General features: G+C 59.6%; 10 protein-coding genes, 1 tRNA gene and 2 rRNA genes (1 of these 13 cut by a window edge). 6 read left to right on the forward strand and 7 right to left on the reverse strand.

Annotated elements, in window-relative coordinates; translation table 11 throughout:
• Positions 1 to 46: 46 nt before the first annotated feature.
• Positions 47 to 2,167 carry a heavy metal translocating P-type ATPase gene (locus tag PU634_RS14505; RefSeq protein ID WP_306761481.1) on the forward strand — a complete coding sequence of 707 codons (2,121 nt, stop codon included), beginning with the start codon at positions 47 to 49 and terminating at the stop codon, positions 2,165 to 2,167.
• 51 nt (positions 2,168 to 2,218) lie between these two features.
• On the opposite strand, the gene metF is transcribed toward PU634_RS14505, so the two are convergent.
• The gene (metF, locus tag PU634_RS14510) at positions 2,219 to 3,124 is read right to left on the reverse strand and encodes a methylenetetrahydrofolate reductase (RefSeq protein WP_306761482.1); all 906 of its coding nucleotides are present in this window, start codon (positions 3,122 to 3,124) and stop codon (positions 2,219 to 2,221) included.
• Positions 3,125 to 3,574: 450 nt separating this feature from the next.
• Complete coding sequence (gene csiR, locus PU634_RS14515; protein ID WP_306761483.1) at positions 3,575 to 4,264, reverse strand: DNA-binding transcriptional regulator CsiR; 690 nt, start codon at positions 4,262 to 4,264, stop codon at positions 3,575 to 3,577.
• 165 nt (positions 4,265 to 4,429) lie between these two features.
• On the opposite strand from csiR, the gene glaH reads away from it, so the two are divergent.
• Both glaH and lhgD read left to right on the forward strand, forming a co-directional pair.
• A complete protein-coding gene (gene glaH, locus PU634_RS14520) occupies positions 4,430 to 5,398 on the forward strand; it encodes a glutarate dioxygenase GlaH (RefSeq protein ID WP_306761484.1) in 969 nt (322 codons plus the stop codon).
• 104 nt (positions 5,399 to 5,502) lie between these two features.
• Complete coding sequence (gene lhgD / locus PU634_RS14525) at positions 5,503 to 6,714, forward strand: L-2-hydroxyglutarate dehydrogenase (protein ID WP_306761485.1); 1,212 nt, start codon at positions 5,503 to 5,505, stop codon at positions 6,712 to 6,714.
• 100 nt (positions 6,715 to 6,814) lie between these two features.
• Here lhgD and PU634_RS14530 read toward each other — a convergent pair whose 3' ends face one another.
• Positions 6,815 to 7,447 (reverse strand): OmpW family outer membrane protein, encoded by a 633-nt coding sequence (locus PU634_RS14530; protein WP_306761486.1) that lies wholly within the window; start codon positions 7,445 to 7,447, stop codon positions 6,815 to 6,817.
• Positions 7,448 to 7,692: 245 nt separating this feature from the next.
• Here PU634_RS14530 and rnk point away from each other — a divergent pair, with 245 nt between their 5' ends.
• From rnk to PU634_RS14545, 3 genes are all read left to right on the forward strand, one after another.
• Complete coding sequence (rnk, locus tag PU634_RS14535) at positions 7,693 to 8,100, forward strand: nucleoside diphosphate kinase regulator (protein WP_306761487.1); 408 nt, start codon at positions 7,693 to 7,695, stop codon at positions 8,098 to 8,100.
• Between the two features lie 129 nt (positions 8,101 to 8,229).
• Entirely contained in the window at positions 8,230 to 9,186 is a 957-nt protein-coding gene (locus PU634_RS14540) for an AEC family transporter (RefSeq protein WP_306761488.1), read from the forward strand.
• A 57-nt stretch (positions 9,187 to 9,243) separates the two neighbouring features.
• Positions 9,244 to 10,161, forward strand: a complete 918-nt coding sequence (locus PU634_RS14545; RefSeq protein ID WP_306761489.1) for a LysR family transcriptional regulator — start codon at positions 9,244 to 9,246, stop codon at positions 10,159 to 10,161.
• Here the strand turns inward: PU634_RS14545 and PU634_RS14550 are convergent.
• The 4 genes from PU634_RS14550 to PU634_RS14565 all read right to left on the reverse strand — a co-directional run.
• Entirely contained in the window at positions 10,147 to 10,842 is a 696-nt protein-coding gene (locus PU634_RS14550) for a phosphatase PAP2 family protein (protein WP_306761490.1), read from the reverse strand. The genes PU634_RS14545 and PU634_RS14550 overlap by 15 nt on opposite strands.
• Before the next feature lie 172 nt (positions 10,843 to 11,014).
• Positions 11,015 to 11,091: transfer RNA gene (locus PU634_RS14555), tRNA-Asp, on the reverse strand.
• Between the two features lie 36 nt (positions 11,092 to 11,127).
• Positions 11,128 to 11,242, reverse strand: a 5S ribosomal RNA gene (gene rrf, locus PU634_RS14560).
• A gap of 85 nt (positions 11,243 to 11,327) precedes the next feature.
• Positions 11,328 to 13,062 (reverse strand): 23S ribosomal RNA (locus PU634_RS14565) (it continues 1,147 nt past the right edge of the window).

The raw sequence follows: 13,062 nt of genomic DNA on the forward strand, positions 1-13,062 counted from the left end.
GCCTCGCCATGAAAGTGCCGCGGCGACGCCGGTGACAGAGTCGGCAGTGCCGACGGCAACGGCGCCTCCCGACGAGGATGAAGACCCGCGAACGACGCTGCATCGCTGGCGCATCGGCGGCATGGACTGCCCCAGCTGCGCCGGCAAGATAGAAACCGCATTGCGACGCCTGCCCGGGGTGCACAGTGCCGAGGTGCGCTTTGCCACCGAACGGCTGCGAGTGCAGCTGACGAATGAAGGAAGCCGAGAACAGGTGGTGCGGGCCATTCACGCCGCCGGTTTTACCCCCTTCAGCGAGCAGGATGAGGCTCCGGCCGCCCCCGCCTGGCGCCAGCATGGCACCCTGTTCAGCCTGTTGCTGCTGATGCTGCTGGCCGCCGGCGCCCATCTGTGGCTGCCCGCCGCCGCCCCCTGGCTGTTTACCCTGGCCACTCTGTGGGGGCTGGTGCCGGTGGGCCGTCAGGCCTGGCGGCTGGCGCGCAGCGGCTCACCCTTTTCCATTGAAATGCTGATGACGGTGGCCGCCACCGGCGCCCTGTTTCTGGGGGAAACCGCCGAGGCGGCCATGGTGCTGCTGCTGTTCGGCGTGGGCGAACGGCTGGAAAGCCTGGCCGCCGGCAAGGCACGCCAGGGGGTCAAAACCCTGATGGCGCTGGTGCCCGAGCAAGCCCGCAGGCTGACCCGCAATGGCGTGGAAGAGGTGGCCATCGAACAACTCGATCCCGGTGACGAGATAGAAGTGCACCCGGGCGGGCGCCTGCCCGTCGACGGCACCCTGCTCAACGCCTCGGCCGCCTTTGATGAAAGCGCCATTACCGGCGAATCCCTGCCGGTGGACAGGGCCCAAGGGGAAAAGCTGGCCGCCGGCAGCCTGGTGGTGGACAGGGCGGTACGCATCAGGGTTACCTCGCAACCCGGCCACAGTACCCTGGACCGCATTCTGCACCTGATGGAGGAAGCCGACGCCCACCGCGCGCCCATCGCCCGCTTTATCGACCGCTTCAGCCGCTGGTACACGCCGGCGATGATCGCCGCCGCCGCCCTGGTGGCGGTGCTGCCGCCGTTGCTGCTCGCCGCCGACTGGCAAACCTGGATTTACCGGGGCCTGGTGCTGCTGCTGATAGGCTGCCCCTGCGCCCTGGTGATATCCACTCCGGCGGCGGTCACCTCGGCGCTGGCCGCCGCCACCCGTCTGGGGGTACTGATCAAGGGGGGCGCGGCGCTGGAACAACTGGGCCGGATCGACACCCTGGCCTTTGACAAGACCGGCACCCTGACCCGCGGTCAGCCGGTGCTGCACGAGCTGTGCCTGTACCATGACGTGTCACGTAAGCAGGCGATGGCACTGGCCGCCGGGCTGGAAAGCGGCGCCCATCACCCGTTGGCCCAGGCCCTGGTGGCCGCCGCCGAGGCCGAGGGAGTCGAGCCCGTGGCCACCGGCGAAAAACACACCCTGCCCGGTGCCGGCATTCAAAGCGAGTGGCAAGGCAAGGCGCTGCTGATTGGCTCGCCGGCACAGCTGGAGGCGGCCCGCTATTCGCCGCAACAGGCCGCCGATATTGAACGGCTGCGGGCCGCCGCCTGCACCCTGGTGGTGCTGGCGGTAGACCGGCAGGTCATCGCCCTGTTTGCCCTGCGGGATCCGCTGCGCGCCGACGCCGGCACCGGCATTGCCGCCTTGCGCGAGCTGGGCATCAACAGCCTGATGCTGACCGGCGATCACGACATGACCGCCCGGGCCATTGCCGCCGAGCTGAACCTGGATTACCGCGCCGGGCTCAAGCCCGAGCACAAGCTGCAGGAGGTGGTCCGGCTCGGTGAGCAGGGCCGACTGGGCATGGTGGGAGATGGCATCAACGACGCCCCGGCGCTCAAGCAGGCCAGCATCGGCATCGCCATGGGCCAGGGCACCGACGTGGCCCTGGACAGCGCCGACGCCGCCCTCACCCACAACCGGCTCACCGCCCTGGCCGACGCGGTGCGGCTGTCCCGGGCCACCAGCGCCAATATTCGCCAGAACATCACCCTGGCGCTGGGGCTGAAGGCGGTGTTTCTGATCACCAGCGTCACCGGCGTAACCGGCCTGTGGCTGGCGGTGCTGGCGGACACCGGCGCCACCGCCCTGGTTACCCTCAACGCCTTACGGCTGCTGCGTTTCAAACCATAAAAAAGCCCCCGGCAACCGAGTTGCCGGGGGCTTTTGTTCCCGCTGGAATGCTTACTCGGCGCTTGCCGCCACCACCGGACGCACACCCAGGCTGTGACAGATGGCGTAGGTCAGCTCGGAGCGGTTCAGGGTGTAGAAGTGGAAGTCCTTTACTCCTTCCCGGCTCAGTACCCGTACCTGATCCATGGCGATGCTGGCCCCCACCAGGTTGCGGGTGTTCTGGTCGTTCTCCAGCCCTTCAAAACGCTGATGCATCCAGCTCGGAATCTTGACATTGGAGAACCCGGCAAACTTCAGCAGGGTCTGGTAGTTGGACACCGGCAGAATACCCGGCACGATTTCCACGTCGATGCCGATGGTCACGCAGCGATCCCGAAAGCGCAGGTAGGACTCGACATCAAAGAAGAACTGGGTGATAGCCCGGTTGGCACCGGCATCGATCTTGCGCTTGAGATTGAGCAGGTCGGCCTGAGCGCTTTTTGCCTCCGGGTGCACTTCCGGGTAGGCCGCCACCGATATATCGAAGTCGGCCTCTTCCTTCAGCAGGCTCACCAGGTCGGCGGCGTACATGTCGGGCTTTTCCATGCCTTGGGGCAGGTCGCCGCGCAGGGCCACAATCTGGCGAATGCCGTTGTTCCAGTAGTCCCGGGCAATGCCGCGCAGCTCGTCGCGGCTGGCGTCGATGCAGGTCAGGTGCGGGGCGGCAATCAGGCCGGTTTTGTCCTGAATGTCCTTGATCACCTTGTGGGTACGGTCCCGGGTGCCGGAGTTGGCGCCGTAGGTCACGGAAACAAACTTGGGCGCCAGCGTCTTCAGCCGCTCAATGGAGTGCCACAGGGTCTGTTCCATGGCCTCGCTGTTGGGCGGAAAGAACTCGAATGACACATTGATATCGCCATTCAGCTCGGACAGCGACTGATTCAGCGCTTCAACATGACGCGCACTGTGAAAACCCATGATTGTCTCCTGATTGCCTACTTCTTATTCAAGTTAATCCATTATGCCTTGGCGTTCGGCGTATTGCATGGCGAGGCTTGTCTTTGGCGGCAGCCATGTTGGCCCGGACGACACGGAAAAATCCCGGGTTGTATGACAAAGCCATTATATGTTTTCCATACTCTTCGAACCAAGAAAAAAGACGTTTAGACGTCTGAATGCCTGCATGTTTGCACACCTGAACTTCCGGAAGCAAGACCTTCTTTAAAAAAGTAATAAATGATGACTCGCCACCGTGAGGCGATATACGCGATCGAGCGCGGACAGGCACTGAATTATTGATGACAGAAGGATACAGGTGGAGCTGAAAATATGCGTCGCGAAAGCGTAAGACGTAAGACGTAAGACGTAAATTAACAGTAATGAGCAGGCCGGAGAGTCCCCCCGGCCTGGAGCGGCATGGATACGATCTTACCCCATGCCCTGCTCGGCCAGCACCCGCGTGATAATGGGCACCGGACTTTGCAGATGCTCCCGCATCATGGCCGCCGCTTCCGGCCGGCGGGCCAGAATGGCGTCGAGCAGACCCTGATGCTCCCGTTGCTTGTCGGCCAGGGCCCGCTCGCTGAACACGGTGCGCTTCAGCCACAAATGCCGGTAACGGGCCGCCTGATCCATCAGGGTCTGGCGCACTACCAGCAGCTGGGGGGAATTGCAGCCGGCGGCCACCGCCTGATGAAAGGCCTGATGGCGGGCATCCCACTGGTTGAGCTGATCCTCCACCGAATCAAGGTGGGTGACCTTGGCCAGGGCATGGTGGGCCGCTACCACCCCGGCCTCCCACAGATCGTCTCCCCGGGCCATGGCCAGCTCCACAATCAGGCCTTCCAGCTGGGCCCGGGCATCGTAAATATCCCGCAGCTCGGCCACCGACATGGGGCTGACACGAAAACCGCGCTGGCTTTCGGCGGTGACCAGCCGTTCCGACACCAGCTGTGACAGCGCTTCCCGAAGCGGGCTCACACCCAGGCCATAACGGCTTTTCAGGCCGCTCATCAACAGCTTTTCGCCGGGGCCAAAGTGGCTCTCAATGATGTCCTGTTTCAGTTGCTGGTAGGCGGTACGGGCCAGGTTTTCCCGCGGGGCTTCGGGGTTGCTCATGGTGGACTCTCGCTCAAGGTGAATGAGCCGCATTATAACGAAATTGCAACAGAGATCATAAAATCACCACGATTTATTGACACAAACTGAAAATGTCGACATTTTATAAATACAGCGATATTAGTCGCGTTCATCAACACAGTGTCATTACAAGGAAGCCCCCACATGTCCAACATCGCCACCGCCGATTTCGCCAGCCACCAGTACCAGGGATTCAGCCTGGCGCCGTCTGCCCTGTCTTCGCGCCTGCTGGAACTGCGCTTTGACGAGTGCACCGTAAACGCCTTTCTTGAGGCCACCGCCGAGTGGCCGGTACAGGCGCTGGAGTACAAATCCTTTCTGCGCTTTCGCGTGGCCCAGATCCTCAACGATCTGTGCGGTCAGGCGCTGCAGCCGCTGCTGATCAACACCCTGGTGGACCGCGACACCGGCGCCCTGCTGATCACCCCGGAAGAACTGAACCGGGTGGAACAGGCCGAAGACATGGTCAAGTTCACCACCGCCGTGGCCCATTTGTTTGGCCGCTCCAACTTCGACGCCATGAGCGGCCAGTATTACGCCCGCTTCGTGGTGCAGAACCAGGACAACTCCGACAGCTACCTGCGCCAGGCCCACCGGGTGATGGAACTGCACAACGACGGCACCTATGTGGAGCAGGACACCGACTATGTACTGATGCTGAAGATTGACGAGCAGAACATGGAAGGAGGCAACTCCCTGCTGCTGCATCTGGACGACTGGGAGCACCTGGACCGCTTTTACGCCGATCCCATGGCCAGCCGGGTCATGCGCTGGGCCGCCCCCCCCAGCAAGAACACCACCAAGGACGTGTTCCACCCGGTGTTCGACACCGATCGCAGCGGCCGCCCCATCATGTCCTACATCGATCAGTTCGTGCAGCCCAAAAACTACGAGGAAGGCGTGTGGCTGGCAGCACTGTCCGACGCCATTGAAACCAGCAGCAAGCAGCTGTCGGTGCGGGTGCCTACCGGCTCATTTTTGCTGATCAACAACCACTTCTGGCTGCACGGTCGCGACAAGTTTATCGCCCATGAGGGCCTGCGCCGGGAGCTGATGCGCCAGCGCGGTTACTTTACTCATGCCAAGACCCTGAAAAACCCGCGTCAGGGCTGAAGCCATTGACAGAGTGCCGCCGGCACCCTGATATTCAAAACAACCATACAAAGCGCGCCGGGGCCACCCGGCGCTGTTTTCTCTACGCAAGAGTGAGCAGTACCGTGTTTGACTTCATTATTATCGGCGGCGGCATCGTCGGCATGTCTACCGCCTGGCAACTGAAAAAGACCTACCCCGACAGCAAAATGCTGCTGCTGGAAAAGGAAAGCGGCCCGGCCCGGCACCAGACCGGCCACAACAGCGGCGTGATCCACGCCGGCGTTTACTACACCCCCGGCAGCCTGAAGGCGAAGTTCTGCCTGGCAGGCAACCTGGCCACCAAGGCCTTTTGCCGCGAGCACGACATTCCCTTTGACGAATGCGGCAAGCTGCTGGTGGCCACCAACGCGCTGGAAATGGAGCGCATGAAGGCGTTGTGGGACAGAAGCGAGGCCAATGGCCTGGAGCGCTACTGGCTGAATGCCGACGAACTGAAGGAGCGCGAGCCCAATATCACCGGTATGGGCGGCATCTTCGTGCCATCCAGCGGCATTGTGGATTACAAGCAGGTCACCGCCGCCATGGGCCGGGAGTTTGAGCGCCTCGGCGGCGAAATTCGCTACAACGCCGAAGTGACCGGCCTGACCGAAGAAGCCAGCCGCGTGGTGGTGCAGACCACCCAGGGCGAGTTTCAGGGCAAGTTCCTGGTGTCCTGCTCCGGGCTGATGGCCGACCGGGTGGTGCGTATGCTGGGCCTGGAGCCCGCGTTCAAGATCTGCCCCTTCCGCGGCGAATATTACCTGCTCAAGCCCGAGCACAACCGAATTGTGAACCACCTGATTTATCCCATTCCGGATCCGAACATGCCTTTCCTCGGCGTGCACCTGACCCGCATGATCGACGGCACCGTGACAGTGGGACCCAACGCCGTGCTGGCATTCAAGCGCGAGGGCTACAACAAGCGGGATATTTCCCTTAAGGATACCCTGGAGATGCTCACCTATCCGGGCATTCTCAAGGTGCTGATGAAGAACCTCAAACCCGGCCTGACCGAGATGAAAAACTCCCTCAACAAGGCCGGCTACCTGGAGCTGGTGCGCAAATACTGCCCCAGCCTGACGGTGGACGATCTCACTCCCTACCCCGCCGGCATTCGTGCCCAGGCGGTATCGAAAGACGGCAAACTGGTGGACGACTTTTTGTTCGTCAACACCAAACGCACCCTGAACGTGTGCAACGCACCCTCACCGGCAGCCACTTCTGCCATTCCCATCGGCGGCTATATCGTCGATAAAATCAAGGAGCAGGTGGAATTGCCCAGCGCCGTGGCTTAATTCTTTTTATTTTTAGCCGGCCATAAAAAAGGGCAGACCCATGGTCTGCCCAAAAAACACTGCCGAGGTTTAATCCCTCTCAACCCACATTGCAAATCAATCAGAAGCTGTAACCCAGACCAAACATCAGTACCACGGGGTCGATGCTGGTTTGGTAAGTGCCGCTGGCAGCAGGAACATTAGTTGAATTAACGGTTACATCGGTATCGATATCGATCAACCAAGCAGACGCGTTGACAAACAGCCTGTCGGTCACTTTCATATCGATACCGGCCTGTGCCGCCAGCCCCCAGGAATCGTCAGCTTTTACACTATCACCTTCCAAAGCATTACGGCCTTCTTCGTCAAAGAACATGGTGTAGTTAATACCGGCCCCCACATAGGGACGTACCTTGCTCTGGGCATTGCCGAAATAGTACTGGCCCATCAGGGTTGGCGGCAGGTGCTTAACATTGGCAATCTCACCCAAGCCAGCGGTGCTTACACCGTGTGAAAAGGGGGTGGCGGCCAGCAGCTCCACCCCCCAGTTATCGGTCACCATATAGGAGAAAGTCAGGCCCAGCTGGGTATTGGAGTCCGGCTCCAAGTGACCAGTTCCTAAAACACTGTCGCCACTGCTGTGGGGAGAAACGGTGGCGGCACCACCACGAACCAGAATATCACCGGCCTGGTGGGCAAAGGCGGCAGACGGAGCCATCAGCGCGGCGGCAACCAGAAGAGCAACTTTTTTCATATTCTGTCCTTAAACTTTTTTGCTGCGAAGTTTCAACTGAAGCCAGTCTGCCTTAACCTCGGCGGAACTTTTTTGATTTAACGCAAAATAAGGGGCGCTTTCTGGCAAAAAGCCGGAAACGCTGATTTGGCCGTAAAAATAGCCGCCGGGGCCACTGGTCAAAATCCACGGCTTGGGGTATATCTTTATTTATTCGAGTTCAGGCAGCGCTTTTGGCGTTGCCTGCTTTTTTGTTGGAGGTTGATATGGCCCAGTTGCCGCCCATTACTATTTCTACCCTGGATCTGGCCCGGCTTGAGGCCCTGCTCGACAAACAACCCGACTCGGAAGCCGTTCGCCGGCTGGAAGACGAGCTGGAACGCGCCAATGTGGTGGCGCCCCAAGACATGCCCGCGAATATTGTTACCATGAACTCGGTGATCCGCTTCAGCATGGCCCGGGATGACGAGACCTTTACCAAAACCCTGTGCTTTCCCCGTGACATGGATGGCAGCAAAGACAAGATCTCGGTGCTCGCCCCCATTGGCAGCGCCCTGCTCGGCCTGGCGGTGGGGCAGACCATCGAATGGCCCGGCCCCAACGGCAAAACCCTGAAGGTGACCATTGCCGACGTGGAATACCAGCCCGAGCGGGCCGGCGATTACCAGTCGTAAAAGGAAAAAAGGCGCATATTTGCGCCTTTTTTCCTTTTACGACTTCACGAAACCCGTCCATGGCACTTGCTCCCGCCCTGCGCCCGTAGCATGCTTGGTGCCTGACGTCTCAATCATGTTCCCCCTGCCATGACTGCCCTTGCCGACAGCCTGCTGTTTTCCCTGTCCATTACCGGCCCCATTTGTCTGTTACTGCTGCTGGGCTTTTTTCTGCGCCGCACGCAAATGATGAACGAAGGCTTTATCGACGGAGCCAGCAAGCTGGTATTCAACATCACCCTGCCGATACTGTTGTTTACCAGCATAGTGAGCGCCGACCTCAGCCAAATGGCCAGCCCCGCACTCATTGTTTACGGCATTGCCGCCACCCTGGGGGCGTTTATTGTGCTGGAGTGGCTTGCCACGCGCCTGACCGCCGAAAAAGCCCTGCGGGGCATTCTGGTGCAGGGCGCCTTTCGCGCCAACATGGGCATTGTGGGCCTGGCCTATGTGCACAATGCCTACGGCAGCCAGGGAGTGGCGGCCATGGCCTTTTACGTGGCCTGCCTGACCATACTTTTTAATATTCTGGCGGTGATCACCCTCAGCCGCAGCCTGAGCAACGACCCGCAGGTGCGGCCCGGCCCCATTGCGCTGGGCATCGTCAAAAACCCGCTGATTATCGGTATTGTGGCCGCCCTCCCCTTTGCCCTGTGTAGCTGGCCGGTACCCGAAATACTGATGAAAACCGGCCAGTCTCTGGCACAAATGACGCTGCCGCTGGCGCTGCTGTGTACCGGGGCATCCCTCAACCTGAAATCGGGCAGGGAAGACACCGGTCTGCTGCCCGCCATCACCCTGCTACGGCTGATTTTGTTACCCGGTGCCATCACCCTGGGCGCCTGGGTAATAGGCTTTGAGGGCGCCGAGCTAACCATGCTGTTTTTGATCAATGCCTCGCCCACCGCCGCCGCCAGCTATGTGATGGTGCGGGCCATGGGCGGCAACGCCGTGCTGGCCGCCAATATTATTGCCGTGACCACCCTGGGCTCACTGCTCACCACCAGCCTGGGGGCGACGCTGCTCGGCGCCCTGGGGGAGTTTTGATGCAGGCAGCGACAGAGTCACGTATGGTATCGAGATGACTCTTTACTCAAGCCTGTTATGTCCCGAGAAAAAGCCCTGACTCTGGAGGCCCTGCGCGTGCTCGATGCCATCGACCGCCGGGGCAGTTTCGCCGCCGCCGCCGATGAACTGGGCAAGGTGCCCTCAGCACTCAGTTACACCGTACAAAAACTGGAAGACGAGCTGGATCTGACCCTGTTTGATCGCTCCGGCCACCGCACCCGCTTTACCCCGGTAGGTCGGCTGCTGCTGGAGCAGGGTCGCCACCTGCTGCAGGCCTCCAACCAGCTGGTGGAAAGCGCCCGCGCTCTGGAACGAGGGTGGGAAACCAGCCTGACCCTGGCCGTAGACGGCATTCTGCCCTGCCGCCTCCTGTTTCCAGCTATAGCAGCGCTGCAGCAGCAGACCGACACCGATATTCGCCTGTCCCACGAGATCCTGGCCGGCAGCTGGGAAGCACTGGAAACCGGACGGGCCGATCTGGCCATTGCTACCCTGCAGGAAGACATACCGATAAACGCCGGTATCAAAACACAACTGCTCTATCGGGAAGTCTTTGTTTACGTGGCCCACCCCGCCCACCCCATTCATCGGGAGAACAGCCCCATCAGTGCCGAGGTGTTGCAGGGTTACCGGGCCATTGCCGTGGCTGACACCGCCCGACACAAACCGCCACTCACCTTTAACCTGCTCAATCGCCAGTCTCGGCTGACCGTCAGCACCATGCAGGACAAGGTTGACGCGCTCAGGGCCGGCCTCGGAATCTCGACCCTGCCCCAAGCCTGGCTGGGTGACATAGTAAAGCGAGGTGAACTGAAGGAAATTGCGGGCCTCGAACGCCTTGCTGCCAACGTGGTGCTGGCCTGGCGCCGGGATGCCATGGGCAAGGCCAAAAGCTGGCTGATACGCGAGCTTCCGGCCCTGCTGGAAAGAAGGGAAAACTCAGCGGCTCCGTGAAGGCAGGGCGGCCTGTACGCGGGTCACCAGGGCGTCCATCATCCCGGTTTGCAGCAACCAGGCCAGACCAAAGGCGGCCACGGCAAAGGCGCCCACATAAATATCGGTCAGCCAGTGGGCGCCTCCCATTACGCGGGGAGCGGAAAACACCACCACAAACAGGCAACCCCAGAGACCGGCCTTCCAGGACAGGTAGCGCCAGGCAAAGGCAGTGAAGATCATCAGCATCAGCCCATGATCCCCGGGGAAGCTGTCACCGGAAGCATCCTTGGTCTTGAACGACGCCAATTCGGTCAACCGCAGCACATTGTCAAAGGTCAGGGTCGGGCTCGGTCGCTCCACCGGAATGGCCCGCCCCAGCTGGTTCAGCCCCACGGCGGTCAGCAGCATGCACACACCAACAATCACCAGACGCCGCCGTTGCTCGGGGTCGGCCTTACGATAGAAGCTGTAATACACGGCCCCCATCGCCAGCAAGGCCACGCCATCAAAGGCACGATTGTTGAGCGCCGCAATCAGGTTGACCCATGCCTGGCTTTCCCCAAGCTTGTGATTAAAAAAGTAAAATACTGCCTTGTCGAGATCGAACCAGAAACCGTGGTTCGGCAGCCAGAACCAGCTGCCCAGCACGGCGAGTGCCGCCAGGTTCCAGAAAATCAGTTTATTGTATTGAACAGACATGAGTCCCCCTTGAAACAAGGCGAGCATTGTACGGAATTTTATTGAATCTGGGCAGCCCATCGCATGGGCCCCTGAGTAGCCACAAGGGGGGGGATTTGACTGAGTGATGCTGGCTTTACTTGTAGGACAGCAAAGCAAAAAGCCCTGAGCGTTAACTCAGGGCTTTTAATGATGGCGGAGCGGACGGGACTCGAACCCGCGACCCCCGGCGTGACAGGCCGGTATTCTAACCAACTGAACTACCGCTCCGCATAAAGCTGTATAGTCAGGAGTACTAAATTGGGTGCCTGGCAGTGACCTACTTTCACATGGCAGCTGCCACACTATCATCGGCGCGGTTGCGTTTCACTGCTGAGTTCGGCATGGAATCAGGTGGTTCCACAACGCTATGGCCGCCAGGCATAAAACTTAATTCGGAAAAAACTGTGTTTGATGAATCTGTTTGTAGTCTCGACCTGCAAGGCCTCACACTTCTTGGGTGTTGTATGGTTAAGCCGCACGGGTCATTAGTACAGGTTAGCTGCACGCCTCACAGCGCTTCCACACCCTGCCTATCAACGTCCTGGTCTCGGACGGCCCTTTAGAGAGCTCGAAGCTCTGGGGATGACTCATCTCGAGGCTCGCTTCCCGCTTAGATGCTTTCAGCGGTTATCGATTCCGAACTTAGCTACCGGGCAGTGCCACTGGCGTGACAACCCGAACACCAGAGGTTCGTCCACTCCGGTCCTCTCGTACTAGGAGCAGCCCCTCTCAATCATCCAACGCCCACGGCAGATAGGGACCGAACTGTCTCACGACGTTCTGAACCCAGCTCGCGTACCACTTTAAATGGCGAACAGCCATACCCTTGGGACCGACTTCAGCCCCAGGATGTGATGAGCCGACATCGAGGTGCCAAACACCGCCGTCGATATGAACTCTTGGGCGGTATCAGCCTGTTATCCCCGGAGTACCTTTTATCCGTTGAGCGATGGCCCTTCCATTCAGAACCACCGGATCACTATGACCTGCTTTCGCACCTGCTCGACGTGTCTGTCTCGCAGTTAAGCTGGCTTATGCCATTGCACTAACCGTACGATGTCCGACCGTACTTAGCCAACCTTCGTGCTCCTCCGTTACGCTTTGGGAGGAGACCGCCCCAGTCAAACTACCCACCAGGCACTGTCCTCACCCCCGATAAGGGGGCCAAGTTAGAACATCAAACATACAAGGGTGGTATTTCAAGGTCGGCTCCACGGCAACTGGCGTCACCGCTTCACAGCCTCCCACCTATCCTACACATGTAGGGTCAATGTTCAGTGCCAAGCTATAGTAAAGGTTCACGGGGTCTTTCCGTCTAGCCGCGGGTACACCGCATCTTCACGGCGATTTCAATTTCACTGAGTCTCGGGTGGAGACAGCGTGGCCATGGTTACACCATTCGTGCAGGTCGGAACTTACCCGACAAGGAATTTCGCTACCTTAGGACCGTTATAGTTACGGCCGCCGTTTACCGGGGCTTCGATCAAGAGCTTCACCTTGCGGCTAACCCCATCAATTAACCTTCCGGCACCGGGCAGGTGTCACACCGTATACGTCCTCTTGCGAGTTAGCACAGTGCTGTGTTTTTGATAAACAGTCCCAGCCACCTGGTCACTGCGACTGGCTCAGGCTCCATCCGTAAAGGACTTCACCCGCTCCAGCGTACCTTCTCCCGAAGTTACGGTACTATTTTGCCTAGTTCCTTCACCCGAGTTCTCTCAAGCGCCTTGGTATTCTCTACCCGACCACCTGTGTCGGTTTGGGGTACGGTTCACACACATCTGAAGCTTAGAGGCTTTTCCTGGAAGCAGGGCATCAATGACTTCGGTACCGTAGTACCTTCGTCTCGGGTCTCAGCGTTGTGACTCCGGATTTGCCTAAAGTCACCACCTACTCCCTTTCACCAGGACAACCAACGCCTGGCCCATCTAGCCTTCTCCGTCCCCCCATCGCAATGTGTGTCAGTACGGGAATATTAACCCGTTTCCCATCGACTACGCCTTTCGGCCTCGCCTTAGGGGCCGACTCACCCTGCCCCGATTAACGTTGGACAGGAACCCTTGGTCTTCCGGCGAGGAGGTTTTTCACCCCCTTTATCGTTACTCATGTCAGCATTCGCACTTCTGATATCTCCAGCATGCCTCACAACACACCTTCGCAGACTTACAGAACGCTCCCCTACCACTCACGCATAGCGTG

It is taken from the genome of Oceanimonas pelagia, assembly GCF_030849025.1.
Lineage (GTDB): Bacteria > Pseudomonadota > Gammaproteobacteria > Enterobacterales > Aeromonadaceae > Oceanimonas > Oceanimonas pelagia.

What these genes read in the sequence shown, in the direction of transcription:
- metF (WP_306761482.1), bottom strand. Translation starts at nt 3,124, where the DNA reads ATGGGTTTTCACAGTGCGCGTCATGTTGAAGCGCTGAATCAGTCGCTG.
- rnk (WP_306761487.1), top strand. Translation starts at nt 7,693, where the DNA reads ATGGCCCAGTTGCCGCCCATTACTATTTCTACCCTGGATCTGGCCCGG.
- PU634_RS14530 (WP_306761486.1), bottom strand. Translation starts at nt 7,447, where the DNA reads ATGAAAAAAGTTGCTCTTCTGGTTGCCGCCGCGCTGATGGCTCCGTCT.
- PU634_RS14540 (WP_306761488.1), top strand. Translation starts at nt 8,230, where the DNA reads ATGACTGCCCTTGCCGACAGCCTGCTGTTTTCCCTGTCCATTACCGGC.
- PU634_RS14550 (WP_306761490.1), bottom strand. Translation starts at nt 10,842, where the DNA reads ATGTCTGTTCAATACAATAAACTGATTTTCTGGAACCTGGCGGCACTC.
- csiR (WP_306761483.1), bottom strand. Translation starts at nt 4,264, where the DNA reads ATGAGCAACCCCGAAGCCCCGCGGGAAAACCTGGCCCGTACCGCCTAC.
- PU634_RS14545 (WP_306761489.1), top strand. Translation starts at nt 9,244, where the DNA reads ATGTCCCGAGAAAAAGCCCTGACTCTGGAGGCCCTGCGCGTGCTCGAT.
- glaH (WP_306761484.1), top strand. Translation starts at nt 4,430, where the DNA reads ATGTCCAACATCGCCACCGCCGATTTCGCCAGCCACCAGTACCAGGGA.